Origin of the sequence: Phyllobacterium sp. SB3 (assembly GCF_040009165.1) — a bacterium.
In the GTDB taxonomy this organism is placed as follows: Bacteria; Pseudomonadota; Alphaproteobacteria; order Rhizobiales; family Rhizobiaceae; genus Phyllobacterium.
The window spans coordinates 252,665-269,881 of the sequence record NZ_JBDYKI010000005.1 but is presented as its reverse complement, the minus strand read 5'-3'; the positions used below and the strand labels follow the sequence as shown (position 1 = coordinate 269,881).

Below are 17,217 nucleotides of genomic sequence, written 5' to 3'. Positions count from 1 at the left end.
AGGACCGGTGCATGATCTGCTCCTTCGCAATCCTTGCTGGCGCCTCGTCGCCTTTTACGCATCGAACCAAACATCCCTCCTGGTGTTCCTGCGGGGGCATCGGGATGCTTCGCCTTATGAAATCCCTCAGCGCGCAACTCCGATGCTGCGTCTATGCGTGCCCCTGGCAGAATAGAGCTTCGGTGCACTCCCCGGGGATCAGGTATGAGCCAATTATCCCCGGGGAAAACATCTGGTAGTTCTTATCGAAGGGCGGCTTCTCCAAAGACGTCATCCAACCAGTCGAACTCGATCTGATGCTTCACACTCGGCCCATTGACTGAGCAGTGCAGCTCCGCACCTTCGTCCTGGGTGATGATGCGCTCAACCTTGTCACACGACAGCTTGTCGAAGAACTGCCGAGATTTTTGATGCGCAACCTCCCCTTCGGCGACCGGGCACATGTTCAGCACCGGGCATTTAATCTCGCGCTCCAAGCCCCACAGGGTGAAGTCGACGGTGCTGCTCAGGAAGTCGAACACAGTGCCACCGTCGACACCGAAGCGGGCATAAACATCGTCCTCAAACATCTTGCTGATCAGGGGAGAATTGACCTTGTTCGCCATGCCTTCTTGCAAGCTAGCGACAAGGTCCGCGTGCGGCGCCTCCGGATCGGGAGCGAGCCCGAGAGCGCCCATGAATCCGAACAGTTGATCTGGAACGATCGGGTTGGCTATGCAAGCGCTGATGCGCTTTTCGCCAGCCGCAGCCCTGGGTGCGAAATATCCGCCCTGACTGTGACCGATGATGGCGATCCGTTCCGGATCGACGTCACCGCGCCCGATCAAATAGTCGACGACATAGCGTGTGGGCACCTCTACATCGGGGCGCAGAATGGAGCGATTATCGCGGAAATAGGCGCCGCGCTGGCCCGGGAATTCCAGCAACAGCGCGTTGTAGCCTCGGCGCACAGCGGCCGCGCCATCCCCCCAGAAATATACCTCTTCGGCCGTGGTATCACCTCCGCCGATGCAGATAAGCGTCGGACGCTGCGTGTCGGTGTGGTCAGGCCTCAGGAAATAGGCCGGGACGGTCTGTTCATTGTCGATAGGGATGCTGAGGACTTCGAACGGATGATCGAAGAGGCTTCCGGCTTCGACGAAACAGTCGATCTGCCTCTGCATCGCCGACCGATGCCTTGGATCTGCGTGGGAAAGGAAATTGCACCCGGTCCGCCAGTAGGTGCACGCCCGCAGGAAGGCTTCTCTGGCGCTGACTAGGTGACCTCCATCCTTGCTATGTCGGGCAATCGCCTCAACGCGCTCGGCAGTCGCGAGAAACGCGACGCTGTAACTCTCTACATCCCCGTCGACGATGCGGGAGGCCGTTTCATAGCACTCGCCCACCTCGGCGCCGTTGTAGTAGGTGCAACCGATCGTCTTGGCGAACTGGATATCGAGGAAAGGCGCTTTGAAGACTTTTGGCGCGCCCTTCATCTGATCGCCGAACCAGTGAACGGTTTGCGACTTCTGCGGACCATTGTCGGGTTTTGATGATTCTGTCACAATATATCTCCATTAATTAACAGCGGCATGTGAAGACTTGGGCGTCGTCAAAGCATGGGAGTAGCCAGCGGCGAAACTATCCAGAACGTATCGGCATGATTGGCCATCAGCTCCTCAAAGTCTTCGACGCGCCTGCTCGATCCGGAGCGCCATAAAGCAGTTCGGAGAGCGCCCCACGTGGGAGTTCCACGTCTCGCCCGATCTCGTTCCCCATCACGACACAGGGTGGGATGCTGCCGACCGCGTCTCCGTTTCGGTCGATGAAGGTCATGGAGCGGGAATCGATGTGCGCCGCGTTGACCTGGGGCAGCAAGCTCATCTTCTCGAGAACGCCAATCGCACTACCCCTGACGTCGATGGGATAGCCACCGCTACGCACAGCTGACGCGCGCTCCACAACCGTCACGTCAGAACCGAACTGGCTAAGCCAGTAAGCCAACGTCAGGCCAGCGACGCTCGCGCCTGAAATCAAAACCTTCGGGGGACAAGTCGGGCCATTTGACATACCATCGGCTCCTTCGCATAAGATACACTGCGCATCTTATAGAGGCGACGTCAAGATGCATGGTGCATCTTATTGGGGTGATGATGAACAGCAAGGCGCGGCGGCGACGCGGAGCGGATTTGGACGAAGCCATTCTGGACGCGACGTGGGAGGAGCTCGCCGACAAGGGCTATTTGGGTCTGACACTCGAAACCGTTGCAAAGCGCGCAGGCACGAGCCGACCTGTGCTCCATCGCCGCTGGGAAAGTCGCGGCGAACTCGTCACGGCAGCCCTTGCGCGCCATGTGGCGCGCAATCCGATCAGCGTGCCCGATCAGGGTAGCGTGCGTGACGAGATGATTCTGCTGCTCCAGCGCTTGTCGGACAGAGCGCGACCAGAACTGCTTCGGATTGTTTTCGACATGCGCGAGGATCTTCTCGAGGCCCGCTCGAACTTGGCAGACCTCACCGGCAGGATCGGCGAGCGTGGGGTCGTCACTGACATCTTGGTTCGAGGCGTCGAACGCAGGGAAATCGATGCTGCGCGCATAACACCGCGCATTGCGTCGTTGCCCATCGATTTGGCCCGTCATGACATGCTCATGACACTTCAGCCCCTATCGAGCAGCAGCATCCATGAGATTGTGGACGAGATTTTCCTGCCGCTGATTGCTCGGACGCCAAGTTAGAACCTCCTTCTGTGGTAATGCGACGTTACTTGCCGCCTAATTTTGATGCAGGGTGTTAGCCAAATTGGTCGACTTTCCTCAGCAACACGAGAGACCGTCTTTCAACTCGGCAGGTTCGCCAACGCGCGGCGCGGCGTACGCGACGTCTCATTCCTACCTCATCCAAACGTACGCCCAGAGCCCCGCGGTCATAATTATCGAAACTACAAATGTGGCGGCAGCCGACCGGGCGGAAACGGTTAGGCCGAAGCCGGCGCCCGCATCCATGAACAGATGTCGGATGCCTGAGGCCATGTGCTGGAACACTGCCCACGTAAGACCCACAAGAATTGATTGCCCGAACCAGCTTCCAGCAAATGAACAAAAGACCGCGTATTCAGCTGGGCCCGAAGCCAAAGCCATTAGAAACCAGGTGAACATCAGCATTCCCACGACGGAGAGCCCGACGCCTGTTATTCGATGTGTGATGGAGGCGATCGCCCATATTTGCCAACGCCAGATGGTAGCGTGGGGGGATAGGGGGCGGGCGCGAGGGTTGGGCATGAACATCCTCCTCTACGTCATGGTTCAGATGGCGTGAGATTTCAGATACACTATGTATCCGCATACATCAATGCTACTGTCTCGGAATGAAGGTCGACAGTCCAAAAAAGCCACGCCTGACGCGCACCGAGAGCATGGCGCAAACGCGGAAAAAGCTGCTCGATGCAGCGCTGCAGTCCTTTATGCGTGTAGGTTATACAGGGGCGACAATCGAAGGTATTTCCGACGATGCGGGCTACAGCCGTGGCGCGTTCTACGCGCATTTCGCGTCGAAGGAAGACATCCTTTTAGAGATAATAGCCGGCCAGGCTGATCAGGTCGCGCCCATACTGATCAGGCAAATTGAGTCAGTTTCATCCCCAAACGCAATGGTCGAGATTGTGGCGGACTGGGCGGAGGGGCGCAGCCAGAACCAAGGCTTGACGGTTCTGATGTTCGAAGCATTGCAGCAGGCACAGCGAAATGGCACTCTTGACGAACGCTACGCGGCGCTGTTCAGCAAGAATTGGCGCAATATTGGCGAAGCCATGCGTCCGTTCTTCCCTGGTCATCGGCTACCTTGCACGCCGGAGGAAATCGTCGCGATAGTCGTAGCTCTTTCGTACAGCCCCGTCGTCAGCGGTGCGAGCGGGCACAAGGCGGGCAGATTAGTAAAGTTGACGCTCAACGCTTTAATGCAACAAACCTAACTTGCCGGATCAAGCATCGAAGTCTCCGTTCCGCGCTAGTGAAATCCTGATCTTAACGCGCTATGAACGCCGCGATATATCTTGCCTGCAACGCTGGCTTCGAAGATGGGCCGGGCATCTACGCCAGGCACCTGTTTTTGTATGCCTATGAGATTGAAGATAGTTGGTCGATACTTGCCTACGCGTACGCCCGAGCGAAATAGAGTGGCAAAGAGAATCATGCCTCCACGTCGATTACTACCTTGCCGAAAGGACCGCGATCGAGATGTTCGTAGGCGGCGGAAAGCTCGCTAAGCGGATAGCGTGAATCCACTACGGGGATCAGAGCAGTTCTGTCGATGGCGCGCACCAAGCGTTCCAGCGCCGCCCGACTTCCCGTGCCTATGCCGTGGATTGTCACGTCTTTAAGCATAAGCGGCATCGCTGGTGCGCTGATGTCCCAGCCGTTCAGCGCGCCAATCTGACAGATGTGCCCGCCGACAGCGGTGAGTTGCACGGACTGGCCGAGATGCGAACCCCCGATCACTTCCAGAACATGGTCTACGCCCCGATCGCGCGTGATGCGATAAACCTCTTCCATCCAATCCTCTCGATGACGGAAAATGTAGTGATCTGCCCCGAGCGCCTTGGCGCGATCCTCGTTCTCCGGGTCGCCACAAACGATCAGTTCGGCACCACTCGCTTTGGCGATCTGCATGCCAAATAGGGCAACGCCGCCCGTGCTTGGAATCAACACGGTGTCGCCGGCCCGCACCCCAGCGCGTTCCACGAGTGCGAACCATGCGGTCAACCCGGCCACCGGCAGCGTGCACGCCTGCCAGTGCTCCAGCGTACGAGGCGCCTTAACGAACCAGGCCTCCGGCATGGCGACATACTCCGCCAGCACGCCCGGATAGAAGCCGCCTAGCGTCTGGTAGGCTGGCGTCCGCGCCGTCCCCGGACGCAGGCCGTCGATCCAGTCGGGGGTTGCGGTCGAAATCACCCGATCGCCAACGCCGAAGCGCGATGCACCTGCCCCCAACGCGATGATTTCCCCGGACAAGTCTGAGCCGGGCGTAAACGGGAAACGCAGCGGCAAACCGCGGCCGGTCTCAATCACCATCTTATCTCTATAGTTGAGCGCGACGGCGCCGACCTTAACCAGCACCTCGCTCGCGGACGGGACCGGTACTGGTACCTCCCTGAGTGCAAGATGCTCACGCCCTACTGCATCTATCTCCCAACGCTTCATTTTCGACATGCACTTTACTCCGATCAAGGGCCGGGAATTATTAAACCCGGATTGCTTCCATTTAGAATAGATGCATTGTATTGATTAGGAGTCATTATCGGCACGACGTGTTGCGACTGGAGAGCATAATGGATGCAGCCGAGTTCGGGGAGCTCAAGGCGTTCCTTGCAGTCTACGAGGAGCGTGGTTTTCGACGCGCAGCTTTGCGGCTCGCGATGTCCCCTTCTGCCCTCAGTCGCACCGTGCGCTCGCTCGAGGAGCGTTTGGGTGTCCGATTACTGAACCGGACGACGAGAAGCGTCGCTCCGACGGAAGCGGGATCGGCACTACAATCACGGATCGCACCGATGATCGGGGAGATGGAGGCCGCGCTTCGGGACGTGGGTAGCTTTCAGGCGAATCCGAGGGGAACAGTTCGCGTCAACCTGCCGCAGGCAGCGGCCACAGCGATAATCTTGCCGAAACTGCTCGATTTCACAAACTCATTCCCAGAAGTACGTATCGACCTGGTGCTCGACAACAACATCACCGACATCGTGGCCCGCGGTTTCGACGCGGGAATCAGGATCGGCACCCAGGTCAGCCCTGACATGGTAGCCGTCCGACTCACGCCCGACTTCCGCATGGCCGTCGTGGCGTCCCCTCGCTACCTGGAGAGGGTCCCAAAGCCGCACGTTCCTACGGATCTCATCCACCATCGCTGCGTGACCTATAAGTGGGACAGCACAGGCACCTTGTTCCCTTGGAGCTTCGACGGTCTTTCGGGGAAGGCGACCGTGGAGGTCGAAAGTGTGCTGACAGCCAACGACACCAATCTCCTGGTGTCTGCGGCGACGCGAGACGTCGGCATCGCATACGTGGCCGAAGTCGTGGCGCAGCCATACCTGGTCGACGGCACCCTCGTCCGGCTGCTCGAAGGCTGGTGCGGTCTGATGCCGGGCTTCCACCTCTACTACTCCAGCCGCAGGCACATGCCTGCGGCCATGCGTGCCTTCATAAATTGCGTGAAATTATGACCGGGAGCCCGAGACCGAAGTTATTGTCCGTATACGGCACGGCACAGGTCGACCGGGAAGCGTCCACCGCCGGACATGCCCTCAAAAGCAGTGTTGGTGAAGGCAACCACGGTTAACTTGCTGACGGGATCAACAAACCAGGAATGCCCATATGCGCCACCCCAACGCCAAGTACCGGCGAACTCTGGCGTTCCTCCTGCGGCTGGATCCCGAAGCACGGTGAAGCCCAGTCCGTGACCCCAGCCCGCCCATCCAGCAACGTCAAGGTCCGGGATTTGGTCTTTGCCCATTTCTTCAACGACATTCTGCGGCATCAAGGGGCCCCCCCCGAGTCGCAGCGCTTCCAACAGGCGCAATGTATCGGCCGCAGTCCCGACCATTCCGGCGCCGCCCGAAGGGAAGCTTTCAGAATCCAGCGCCCTGGCGGGAGACATCGCGACGCCGGCCAGACCCGGCGCCGTCGGAAGAAGGTCGTCGTCCGTCATCCGCCGGGGACGAGGCGCACTATCCGCATAGGCGGTGGCCAGCCTAACCGGATCAGGGACACCAAAACCGGTTGCGGAAAGGCCGAGGGGTCGGACCACAAGGTCGTTCACGGCTTTGGGCAGGGTCTGACCGGTCACGGCCTCGATCACTGCTCCAAGAACGTCGGTCGACAGGGAATAGGTCCAGGCTGAGCCGGGCTTTGAGAGAAGAGGTACGGAGACCAGCCGGCGTAAGTTCTCCTCCAACGTCAATACTGATCGATCCATCCCGTCGGATACCCCTGAGACATGGTAGGGGCCATCATCCCGCTCCAGAAAGCCGTACCCCAGACCCGAAGTATGGGTCAGCAGTTGCCTGATAGTAATCAATGCTTCGCTTCCATCGATCATGCGAGGACGGAACCAAGGGAGGAACGTGTCGACAGTGGAGTCCAAGGCGAGGCGGCCCTGGCCGACCAAGGTCATCCCGGTCGTGGCGACGAACAGCTTGGAGACCGACGCGAGGCGAAACACGGCGTCATCTGTCATCGGCACGGTCGCTTCCCGGTCCATAAGACCAGCTGCGCGCTTGAACACGATTCGGCCCTCGACGCTGACCAAGGTAACAGACCCGACAATACGACCGGCTGCCAGAGAGCCATTGATGACGGCGTCGACGCGCAGTTTGAGCGCTTCGTCTGAGATGGGTCTGGTTGGGTCTGGGGAACGGTCTGGCATCGTAAGGCCCTTCTCGTGGCGGGATCGGCCGCGGGGCTGTCTCCCTCCGGCATCAGTTATTTATGCGCTCGATCATTTGGCGTTTCCATGTTACAGAAAACGCAATGCTTGACCTTTCGTCCAATCCTGGTGTGAACCCGATCGTAGACCCGCTCACGAGCATGTTGCGGGGCCTAAGTCTGGACGGCGTGGAATACGGGCGTGCACTGCTGCCGGCCCCTTGGGCATTTTCTTTTCCTGTCCAGGACGACGCCTATTTCCATTTCATTAGTGGCCGCCCCTGCTGGCTGCGTACCGCTAAAGGCGAATGGTTGGAATTGGCGGCTGGAGACGCGGTTCTCTTGCCCCGTGGAGACGCCCATGCGCTAGCGAGCGCCCCAGATGCCGTCTCGCCTCCGTTTCCGATCTGGAAATGTGACTCGATATGGGGCGAAGGCGGCGAGGTTTCAGAAGACAAGCAGGAATCGGTTCTTTTTCATGGTTCGATGAGGTTCAACTTGGACCGGCATCATCCACTGCTGCGGATGATGCCGGATACGATGCATGCGAAGGCCATGATGAAAAACGAAGCTGCCACCTTGCCGCTCCTGCATGCGATGGCCAGTGAGATCGCGCTCAACCGCGTGGGAGCCTGCGGCATCGTTGCCCGCCTCGCGGATGTCCTGGCGGCTCAGATCATCCGCGGCTGGATTGAAAATGGCTGCGGCGGCGACACCGGATGGATCGCGGCGGTGCGCCATCCGGAGATCGGTCACGTACTAGCCACGATCCATTCTGACCTTGAAGCGAACTGGACAGTCGAAAGTCTGGCGGCGTTGATGGGTGCGTCGCGCTCAAGCTTCGCGGCCAAATTCGCGGCTGTTGTAGGAACAACCCCCGCTCGATATCTGGCGCACTTGCGTATGTGCCAGGCGCGACACTGGATCATCTCAGACAGCGCCCGGATTTCAGCAATTGCTACGCGCTTGGGGTACGACTCGGAGGCATCTTTCAGTCGATCGTTCAAACGAGTCCTTGGCTTTCCACCAAGCCACTATCGGCCAAAACCGCCTCTACGCCCCTGAGGCTGCCTCGATATTCAACTTCTGCCTATCGAGAGATAACGGACGCGTCTGGGTATGGCGGTTGCGAAGTAAATCGCAGGCGGTCGGCTGAAAATTCCACTTTTCCCGCTAGGCTATTGCGCGGCGATCCGGATGAGACGGTAGCGGCGATCAGGATGAGACTCTGCGGCCGTGACTAGAGCGAGATTGTCGCGGCGCGACAGGCAATGCAAGGACAGTTTGGTGTTGATTGCCGCTCCGCGACAATTGGCGTCTCAAGTTGATTGTCGCTGGAGAGCAGCGCGTCGTCGGTAGCTCTCGACGTTCATCTCGAAGATGGTGGAATGGTGCACGAGGCGATCGACGGCGGCGAGCGTCATGGCGGGATCCGGGAAAACCCGGGACCAGTCGCCGAATGGCTGGTTGGCAGTGATGAGGGTTGATCGGCGTTCGTAGCGGGCGCTGATCAGTTCGAAGAGGACGGACGTTTCGGCCTGGTCCTTAGTGACGTAGGCGAGATCGTCGAGCACCAGCAGGTGATATTTGTCGAGCTTAGCGATCGCGCTTTCGAGGGCGAGCTCGCGTCGCGCGACCTGAAGTTTCTGGACGAGATCCGAGGTGCGGGTGAACAGGACGCGCCAGCCAGCCTCGATGAGTGCCATGCCGATCGCGGCGGCGAGATGGCTCTTCCCGCCGCCAGGTCCGCCAATCATGATGAGGTTGGCGCCCTTTTCGAGCCAACTGTCACCAGCGCAGAGCGCCATGATGTGCGCCTTGGAGATCATCGGCACGTTGGTGAAGTCGAAGGTGTCGAGGGTTTTCCCTGGTGGCAGGCGTGCTTCTGATAGGTGTCGCTCGATGCGCCGCCGGTCGCGTTCGGCGATCTCGTGCTCGGCGAGCGCGGCGAGGAAGCGGGTGGCCGGCCACGCTTCCTTGTCGGCGCGTTCAGCGAATTGAAGCCAGGCCTGCTTGATGGCGGGCAGACGCAGTTCGTTGAGGATGAAGGCGAGGCGCTGGGTGTCGACAGCGGGGTTCATGCGGCCGCTCCCGTCAGTAGGTTGTCGTAGACGGCAAGCGAGGGCAATTGGACCAAGACGACTGGCAGACTGGCCGGGTCTGGCGAGAAGCGTGCTCGAAGCCACGCGAGATCGGGCAGGCGCCTGGCCTCCAGATCCGTTGCCAGAACGTCGGCTAGCTCCGCTTCGCAGCCCCGCTCATGGGCGAGCGAGAGCAACTCGACGATGATCTTGCAGGCGGCACGCTCCGGCAGTTGTTCGACGAGACGGTCAAACGTCCGGCGATAGGCTTCCCGCGGAAAGATCTGGTCGCGGTAGACCAGGTTCATCAGCGCCATGGGTTTGCGCCGCAGGCTGTGGATGACGTGCCGATAGTCGACGACGTGTCCGTGCTTGCCGTCGCCGGCCGTTCGTCCGCGACGGAGCGTCATGAGACGCGTCGCGCCAAGGAAGAGATCGAGCCGATCATCATACAGGCGAACCCGAAGTCTGTGGCCAATGAGGCGCGACGGGACCGTGTAGAAGACCTTTTTCAGCGTAAAGCTGCTGGTCGAGGTGACCGGGACGATGCTCTCCTCATAGTCGCCGGTGCGAAGCTGGGGGAGCGGCTGCAGCGTCGCGCGCTCGGCATCGATCCGGGCGGCATTGCGCCGGTTCTTGCGCGCAACGATCTCGTCGATGAATGCGCGGTAGGCCGCCAGATCCGTGAAGTCGCCGGACCCGCGCATCAACAGCGCGTCGTTCACGGCATATTTGAGATGGCCGTGAGGGCTTTCGATAGCGCCGTTCTCATGGGCGACCCCGCGATTGTTACGCGTCGGCTCCATCGCATAATGCTCGCACAGCGCATCATATCGTCGCGTCAGGTCGGCTCGGGCGTCGGCGTCGAGATTGCGGAATGCGGCCGACAGGCTGTCACTGCGATGCAGACCCGGGGCGCCGCCCAGCGCCCACAGTGCATTCTGCAGCCCTTCGGCCAAGGCGACATAGCTCTCACCGCCAAGGATGACGTGGGCGTGCTCGAAGCCCGACCAGACCAGCCGGAAGTGATAGAGCAGATGCTTGAGCGGCTGGCCTGCGACAGTGACGGGCACATCGAGGTCGCCCATATCGGTGAAGTCCGACAGGCCCATACGGCCGGGCTCGTGGGTCTGACGGAAGATGACCTCCTGGTCCTCGCCATGCTGCGCACGCCATGTCCGGATGCGCCGCTCCATAGTGCGCCGGGTGCCGGGCGAAAGGTCTGGATGCCGGCGAAGCATCTCCTCGAATATGGCGATTGCCCGCAACCCGGGCGCCTCCTTGAGAAGCGGGACGATCTCGGCGTCGAAGATCTCTGCCAGCGGGTCTGGTCGCCGCCGACCACGTGGCTCCGCCTCCTGCGACGGAAGATGCCCGTCCTTGAGCAGCCGATAGGCGGTCGCCCGGCTGATACCGGCCTTGGCCGCCGCCACAGGTAGCGGGTCGCTTTGACGATGTTTCATGAAGAGCCTCATTTGATGATCGTTGACGTGTCGACCGCTCACCCGGGCTCTTCCCTCAAGGAAAAGCCCGCATGTAGGCCGGTCACGACCACCAAAGCCCTTCGAAGGGGCTTCCTTTTGGGGCTGTCGGCTCCGGGCTACGCCCTACGCCGACAGCCCCAAAAGGAGTCTCATCTTGATTGACGCTGGAGTCTCATCCTGATTGTCGCGAGGCAGCTAGGCCGACGACCTCCCAAAGCCGCTGACAAAAATTGTGTCGAGATCTACGCGGAACGCGGCAGGCGCATCGAGTCCGTCAGCTATCGCAGTCATGATTGGTCTCCAGCAACTTTGGTGGCCAACTCTGTCACAGCGCGGGCCGGTCTCCACTCCTCATGGGATCTGAGAAGGTGGAGCCTGTATGAGCAAGACAACGAACAAATTTGCCCCCGAGGTCCGCGAGCGGGCGGTGGGGATGGTTGTCGATCACGAGCGCGATTATCCTTCCCGCTGGGCGGCGGTGGTGTCGATCGCGGGAAAGATCGGCTGCGTTCCGCAGACGCTGCATGAGTGGTGAAGAAGGCGGAGGTCGATAGTGGCAAGCGGGCTGGCGTCCCGACCGAAGTTGCCGACAAGGTGAAGGCGCTGGAGCGCGAGGTTCGTGAGCTGCGACAGGGCAATGAGATTCACAGCGCGCTAGTTCGACCCCGCCGGCGTTTCAGATCGGCCGCCTCGGCCCCGCTCGGATGCCTCATTGGTCAACGTCTGCATGTCGGTACGCGACAAACGGGCCTGTTGCAAAGGACGAGGGCAGCGTCGTGAGAGATGTGGGTCTAACCAACAGCCATTTTGGTGGCTACGGGCGTCGCCCCAGGTGCAGTGCGCGTCGCGCTTGCCGGATAGGGCTACGCGACCGCTCCCCAAAGCAGGCTGATCCCCGATGTCAGTAATAGCGCATCCATGATGTGTCGAAACGTCTCAGCGGGAAGGCGCAGGAGGAAGGGCTTGGCAATGAAAGACCCCAACATCAGCGAAGCACCCACCGTGAGTCCCTTCAGGATATCGTCGATGGGCAACGCACCCGAGCCCTGAAACGTTAGCGTCTTAGTTACATAGACCGCCAATGAGGCCGCAGCCTCCGTCCCAATAAACGCACCCTTCGTTAAGCCGTAGCCAAGAAACACAGGCACGGAAGCGGGGCCTGTGGAGGCCACGATTCCCGTCAGGAAGCCGATCGCTATCCCGGCGAACGCCAGATGAGGTAGCCGCAGTTTGACGAGGTGAGCGGCAAGCCAGCGGCGGGCAGGAATCATCGCGAGGAGGAACACAGCGATGGCAAGATCGACGGCACGCGGTGGCAGCACCAACATCGTGCGTGCGCCTATAGCCGCCGCCGGCACACCGCCCACTGCATAAGCGAGGAAGGCTCGTACATCGACTTCCCGCCACCACGCGAGAATGCGGGAGACGTTCGCCATGACGGCGGCAACCGCCATTATCGGCACTGCCTCCTTGGGTCCGTAGAAGTAGGCCAGAACTGGCACAAGCATGATCGATGAGCCAGTGCCAATGATGCCGCTGACCACCCCCGCCAAGAGACCTACAACAAGGATAAAAACGAGACCCACACGCAAGCCCTCAGAAGCCTAATTCAGTTACAACGATGACTGGGAGACAGTTATCCCGCGCACATAAGCTCTCACGATCCCGATTGGGAGATCAGCAACTGAGATTTATGGTGCGGGTAGTCGGAATCGAACCGACACTCCTTTCGGAACTGGATTTTGAAACCAGCGCGTCTACCAGTTTCACGACACCCGCACATTTGCCACCGATTCTAGCCGCCGCTCTCTGCACCTATACTGCACCTAGAGCGAAAACAGAATACCGTCATCCTCTTTTCCTTCCTTCACAACCCTCTGAAACCACGCAGTCTTCAACTCGTCGTGTTTTCCTGTGGATTGGTAGACAAACCACTTTTTGAGGGAGTCGCGTTACCAAATGCGTCCCCTCGTAGCGGGCTCCACACGTTTCGAGCTTGTCCATCAGCGCCTGTTAGCCCTTGTGCTGCACCTAGCAGCCAGGAAGAACCCGCCGATGTGTACGCTACAGCCCGAAAACACCGCACGGCGTTTTGAAGGGGCTTCCAGTATCAGCATCTATCAGTCTCAATCGCCTTAGCAATGCAGGAGGTTGAGCATGGCAAAGATCGAAACTACGCCAATTCGGAGAACAATCCGGCGGCAGCAGTTGCGCGAGATGGTGCCGATGGCTGACAGCACTATTTATGAAATGGAGCAGCGTGGCGAGTTTCCCCGCCGGTTCGCGCTCTCGCCACGTTGTATCGTTTGGGACCTGGCCGAGGTCGAGGCTTGGCTGATGGCGCGGCGGGCTGCGCCGATCCGGCGCGCCCAACACCCCGATGTCACCAAGCGTAAAACCCGCCCTATCAAAGGGCGGGATCAAGCTCCATCAAGGGCATAGCTTGCGGCAAAAGCGTGGGAGCATACTTCCTACCGTCGATCCAGGCGTCCACGGTATCCGCCCACTGCTGCATCATATGCCGACGCTGCACCTCATACTCAGCCTTGTTATAGACGCCGCGCGACGAACGCCCATCCTCGTGCGCCAGGCACTTTTCGATCCAGTCGCTGTTAAAGCCCAGCTCATTTAGTAGCGTCGACCCCGTCCGCCGCAGATCATGGACCGTGAATGGCTCCAGGGGCAGCCCCTCCTTCTTGGCTCGCTCGACGACGGAGTAGGTGATCCGATTGAAGGTCGCACGAGACATTGGCGCGTCCGCGTCGTACCGGGACGGTAAAAGATATCGGGAGTTGCCGGAGCAGGTCTTGAGCGCGATCATGATGTCTAACGTCTGTCGGCACAGGTAGACGTTGTGCGGCTTCGACCGCTTCATGCGCTCCTTCGGGATGGTCCAGACGGCGTTGTCGAAATCGATCTCGTCCCAGACTGCATCCTGCAACTCGCTCTTCCGGACCATGGTGAGCAGGTAGAGCTTCATACCGAGGCGGATCGTTGGCAACGTCGCAACATGCTCGAGCTGCTTGAACATGATGCGGATCTCTGCGGGCGAGAGCGCGCGGTCCTTCGGCGTAAAGGTAGCGATCGAGGCTGGACCGACGTCATCGGCCGGATTGGCGACCTTCTCGCCGTGCAGAATGGCAAAGCCGTAGATCTGCTTCAGGATATCCCGGACATGGATAGCAGTTGCAGGCGCGCCCCGTTCGACGATCTTGCCGCAGTGAGTGCGTAAATCATCCGGTGTGATCTCCGTCAGGAGACGATTTCGCCAGACGGGCATGAGTTCGCGTTCGAAGATGGAGCGACGCATCGCGCGCGTGCTGTCGGCCATGGTAGCGTTAGTTAGCCACTTCTCGCCGAACTGGCCGAAACTTTTTGCCTCCTTGATCCGGCGCTTGTCCCGCTGCTTCTCGATGGCGGGAGAACGCCCTTCGGTGATCGCGCGCCGCGCGTCGATGCATAGCTCGCGAGCCCTGGCGAGCGATATTCCATCACGGGCATATCTGCCGAGATAGACGGTCTCCCGCCTACCGTTCAGCCGATAGTCGAGCCTGAACGAGATGGCGCCCGACGGCGCGACGCGCACATACATGCCGTCACGATCGGAAACCTTGTACATTTTGGCTTTTGGTTTCAAAGACTTGAGTGCTGCATCGGTCAACATTTCGGGCCTCCTCGCGGAAAAGTACCGTCACGCGGTTTTTGCAGGCCGATGTCGTCGAAAACGCTTATATTTTAGCGTATTAGTTCGAAAAAAGTACCGTCATTGGCCTCGGTTGACCTGACGGTACTTTCGTTTTTCCGGTTGATCAATGGGGGTGAGGCCCGTCAGCGAGGCCGCCAAACGCCATCTATGCCCACCGATAGATGTCGATAGGCACAGGATACTTTAATTTTTGTTTTCAGTAGCTTAGATCGTGCCGGAGCGTAAAGTCGGCGGCGTTCGGATGGGTCTGAATCATTCCCACTCTATTGTGCCCGGCGGCTTCGAGGTAACGTCGTAAACGACGCGGTTGATACCCTTGACCTCGTTTATGATGCGCGTCGCGGCCTGGCCAAGGAAACTCATATCGTAGTGATAGAAGTCTGCAGTCATACCATCAACCGAGGTCACCGCACGTAGCGCACAGACGAACTCATAAGTCCGGCCATCGCCCATGACACCGACTGTCTGGACAGGCAGAAGAACGGCGAATGCCTGCCAGATGACGTCATAGAGCCCGGCCTTGCGGATTTCATCGAGATAGACCGCATCTGCTTCGCGCAGAATTTCCAGCTTCTCGCGGGTGATGCCGCCCGGGCAACGGATTGCAAGACCCGGACCCGGGAACGGGTGACGGCCGATGAAATGATCCGGCAGGCCAAGCTCCTTGCCGAGCACACGCACTTCATCCTTGAAGAGTTCGCGCAACGGCTCGACCAGCTTCATGTTCATGCGTTCAGGCAGGCCGCCAACATTGTGATGCGACTTGATCGTCACTGATGGCCCGCCGGTGAAGGAAACGCTTTCGATCACATCGGGATAGAGCGTACCTTGTGCGAGGAAATCCGCACCGCCGAGCTTTTTGGCTTCTTCCTCAAAGACTTCGATGAAAAGCCTGCCGATTGTCTTGCGTTTCTTCTCCGGATCGCTTTCGCCCTCAAGCGCGCCGATGAAACGATCCTGAGCATTTACCAGAATGAGCGGCAGATTGTAGTGCTCGCGGAACATTGCGACCACATCAGTTGCCTCGTTCTTGCGCATGAGTCCATGGTCAACAAGGATGCATGTCAGTTGGTCGCCAACCGCCTCATGGATGAGCAAAGCGGCTACGGACGAATCGACGCCGCCTGAAAGGGCGCAGATAACCTTCTTGTCACCAACCTGTTTGCGGATGAGATCGACAGCCTTCTCGCGATAGGCCGACATGGACCAGTCGCTCTCGATACCGGCAATATTATGCACGAAATTCTGGAGCAGCTTCGCGCCATCCGGCGTATGCACGACTTCCGGATGAAACTGTACGGCGTAGTATTTTCTGGCTTCGTCAGCGATGGCAGCAAAAGGGGCGCCTGTCGATGTACCGACGACCTTGAAGCCTTCGGGGATGGAGACCACACGATCGCCGTGGCTCATCCAAACCTGATGACGAGTACCCTTTGCCCATACGCCATCAAACAGTGCGCATTCTTCCTGAATATCAAGGAACGCGCGCCCGAACTCGCGATGGTGACCACTCTCGACCTTGCCGCCAAGCTGGGCGCACATGGTCTGCTCGCCATAGCAAATGCCGAGCACCGGAACATTGGCATCGAAGACATCCTGCGGCGCGCGCGGGCTGCCGATATCAACCGTCGAATGCGGGCTGCCGGACAGGATGACAGCTTTCGGCTTGATGCGATGAAACGCTTCCTGAGCAGATTGGAAGGGAACGATCTCGGAATAGACACCGGCTTCGCGGACGCGACGCGCAATCAGCTGCGTTACCTGGCTGCCGAAATCGACGATGAGGACTGTATCGGGATGAGTGGGAGTGTTCATGGCGGGCCTTTAAAGCAAATGTCGAGTCGACGCAATGGGTTGCTGGAGCCTACTGACAAACTGATTCCGATTGTTAACAGGGTGGGTGAAAAGCGTGACGCAAGCCGCTAGCGCACGGAGCGTTCAAGGGTCGCAACCACCCATTTGTTCAAGCTTACACCGGCACGTCGAGCGGCGCTTGAAATGGCCTTATGCAGGATGGGCTCCGTGCGAACAACGAACTGCCCTGAAAACGGCTTCTCCGGTTCTTCACCGCGCTGTTTGCAAAACTCGAGATAGTCCTCAACGGATTCAGCAAAGGCTTTCTTTAGCGCTGAGGCAGATGCGCCCTGAAAGGTTATGACATCGCGCAGATTGACAATCTCGCCGTGAAAAATATCTGCATCTTCATCGAATTCGATGACTGCTTCATAGCCCTTATAATGCATGGTCGTCATGGCTTTATATCTGCCTCCTGTAGAAAACGCCGGACTGACTTTACGGCGCCTTTATCCGTTTCCTTTTGCGGATGCCGGCGATGGAACACAGCACGCACATTGTTCAATGCAACGCGCACGCGAGACCCGCTTCCTTCACCGATCTCAGCGCCACAGGCCAAGAACAGTGCTTCGATATCCCGCCAAACAATTCCTGCAAGAACAGGATCAGCGAAGATTGCTGCAAGCGTCTCCGCATGCTTTCTATTGAGCTTCATATAATAGTATCACTTTTCAGTATCAATAAAATATAGCGTT

At 59.0% G+C, this 17,217-nt stretch carries 16 protein-coding genes, 1 tRNA gene and 1 pseudogene; 6 read left to right on the top strand and 12 right to left on the bottom strand.

Going from position 1 to position 17,217, the window contains the following annotated elements; all coding sequences use genetic code 11:
* Window positions 1-242 precede the first annotated feature (242 nt).
* Both ABKW30_RS20100 and ABKW30_RS20095 read right to left on the bottom strand, forming a co-directional pair.
* Complete coding sequence (locus tag ABKW30_RS20100; RefSeq protein WP_348600693.1) at window positions 243-1,544, bottom strand: alpha/beta fold hydrolase; 1,302 nt, start codon at window positions 1,542-1,544, stop codon at window positions 243-245.
* Window positions 1,545-1,650: 106 nt separating this feature from the next.
* A complete protein-coding gene (locus ABKW30_RS20095; protein WP_348600692.1) occupies window positions 1,651-2,049 on the bottom strand; it encodes an NAD-binding protein in 399 nt (132 codons plus the stop codon).
* Window positions 2,050-2,108: 59 nt separating this feature from the next.
* Here ABKW30_RS20095 and ABKW30_RS20090 point away from each other — a divergent pair, with 59 nt between their 5' ends.
* Both ABKW30_RS20090 and ABKW30_RS20085 read left to right on the top strand, forming a co-directional pair.
* Window positions 2,109-2,717, top strand: a complete 609-nt coding sequence (locus ABKW30_RS20090; protein ID WP_348600691.1) for a TetR/AcrR family transcriptional regulator — start codon at window positions 2,109-2,111, stop codon at window positions 2,715-2,717.
* A 677-nt stretch (window positions 2,718-3,394) separates the two neighbouring features.
* Window positions 3,395-3,949: a TetR/AcrR family transcriptional regulator gene (locus tag ABKW30_RS20085; protein ID WP_348600690.1), complete on the top strand. Its 555-nt coding sequence runs from the start codon at window positions 3,395-3,397 to the stop codon at window positions 3,947-3,949.
* A 217-nt stretch (window positions 3,950-4,166) separates the two neighbouring features.
* Here the strand turns inward: ABKW30_RS20085 and ABKW30_RS20080 are convergent, their stop codons facing one another.
* Window positions 4,167-5,189 (bottom strand): NAD(P)-dependent alcohol dehydrogenase, encoded by a 1,023-nt coding sequence (locus ABKW30_RS20080; RefSeq protein WP_348600689.1) that lies wholly within the window; start codon window positions 5,187-5,189, stop codon window positions 4,167-4,169.
* A 119-nt stretch (window positions 5,190-5,308) separates the two neighbouring features.
* Here ABKW30_RS20080 and ABKW30_RS20075 point away from each other — a divergent pair, with 119 nt between their 5' ends.
* A complete protein-coding gene (locus ABKW30_RS20075; protein WP_348600688.1) occupies window positions 5,309-6,196 on the top strand; it encodes a LysR family transcriptional regulator in 888 nt (295 codons plus the stop codon).
* Between the two features lie 20 nt (window positions 6,197-6,216).
* Here ABKW30_RS20075 and ABKW30_RS20070 read toward each other — a convergent pair whose 3' ends face one another.
* Complete coding sequence (locus ABKW30_RS20070) at window positions 6,217-7,398, bottom strand: serine hydrolase domain-containing protein (RefSeq protein ID WP_348600687.1); 1,182 nt, start codon at window positions 7,396-7,398, stop codon at window positions 6,217-6,219.
* Window positions 7,399-7,502: 104 nt separating this feature from the next.
* Between ABKW30_RS20070 and ABKW30_RS20065 the strand changes: the two genes are divergently transcribed.
* Window positions 7,503-8,462, top strand: a complete 960-nt coding sequence (locus tag ABKW30_RS20065; RefSeq protein ID WP_348600686.1) for an AraC family transcriptional regulator — start codon at window positions 7,503-7,505, stop codon at window positions 8,460-8,462.
* A 254-nt stretch (window positions 8,463-8,716) separates the two neighbouring features.
* Here the strand turns inward: ABKW30_RS20065 and istB are convergent, their stop codons facing one another.
* On the bottom strand, window positions 8,717-9,478 hold the full coding sequence (gene istB / locus ABKW30_RS20060; protein WP_348600685.1) for an IS21-like element helper ATPase IstB: 762 nt from the start codon (window positions 9,476-9,478) through the stop codon (window positions 8,717-8,719).
* Complete coding sequence (gene istA / locus ABKW30_RS20055; RefSeq protein WP_348600684.1) at window positions 9,475-10,953, bottom strand: IS21 family transposase; 1,479 nt, start codon at window positions 10,951-10,953, stop codon at window positions 9,475-9,477. The genes istB and istA overlap by 4 nt, the downstream gene beginning before the upstream one ends.
* A gap of 388 nt (window positions 10,954-11,341) precedes the next feature.
* Between istA and ABKW30_RS20050 the strand changes: the two are divergent.
* A pseudogene (locus ABKW30_RS20050) lies at window positions 11,342-11,607 on the top strand (transposase); the annotation flags it as partial.
* A 218-nt stretch (window positions 11,608-11,825) separates the two neighbouring features.
* On the opposite strand, the gene ABKW30_RS20045 reads toward ABKW30_RS20050, so the two are convergent.
* Both ABKW30_RS20045 and ABKW30_RS20040 read right to left on the bottom strand, forming a co-directional pair.
* A complete protein-coding gene (locus ABKW30_RS20045; RefSeq protein ID WP_348600683.1) occupies window positions 11,826-12,548 on the bottom strand; it encodes a sulfite exporter TauE/SafE family protein in 723 nt (240 codons plus the stop codon).
* A gap of 108 nt (window positions 12,549-12,656) precedes the next feature.
* A tRNA-Leu gene (locus ABKW30_RS20040) sits at window positions 12,657-12,741 on the bottom strand.
* 378 nt (window positions 12,742-13,119) lie between these two features.
* Here ABKW30_RS20040 and ABKW30_RS20035 point away from each other — a divergent pair.
* Entirely contained in the window at window positions 13,120-13,404 is a 285-nt protein-coding gene (locus ABKW30_RS20035; protein WP_348600682.1) for an AlpA family phage regulatory protein, read from the top strand.
* Here ABKW30_RS20035 and ABKW30_RS20030 read toward each other — a convergent pair.
* The 4 genes from ABKW30_RS20030 to ABKW30_RS20015 all read right to left on the bottom strand — a co-directional run bounded on the left by ABKW30_RS20030 (window position 13,370) and on the right by ABKW30_RS20015 (window position 17,177).
* On the bottom strand, window positions 13,370-14,626 hold the full coding sequence (locus ABKW30_RS20030; protein ID WP_348600681.1) for a tyrosine-type recombinase/integrase: 1,257 nt from the start codon (window positions 14,624-14,626) through the stop codon (window positions 13,370-13,372). The genes ABKW30_RS20035 and ABKW30_RS20030 overlap by 35 nt on opposite strands.
* A gap of 294 nt (window positions 14,627-14,920) precedes the next feature.
* A complete protein-coding gene (gene guaA, locus ABKW30_RS20025; RefSeq protein ID WP_348600680.1) occupies window positions 14,921-16,483 on the bottom strand; it encodes a glutamine-hydrolyzing GMP synthase in 1,563 nt (520 codons plus the stop codon).
* A 107-nt stretch (window positions 16,484-16,590) separates the two neighbouring features.
* Complete coding sequence (locus tag ABKW30_RS20020) at window positions 16,591-16,920, bottom strand: type II toxin-antitoxin system HicB family antitoxin (RefSeq protein WP_348600679.1); 330 nt, start codon at window positions 16,918-16,920, stop codon at window positions 16,591-16,593.
* Window positions 16,917-17,177, bottom strand: coding sequence for a type II toxin-antitoxin system HicA family toxin (locus ABKW30_RS20015; RefSeq protein WP_348600678.1), 261 nt, complete (start codon window positions 17,175-17,177; stop codon window positions 16,917-16,919). The genes ABKW30_RS20020 and ABKW30_RS20015 overlap by 4 nt, the downstream gene beginning before the upstream one ends.
* Window positions 17,178-17,217 lie beyond the last annotated feature (40 nt).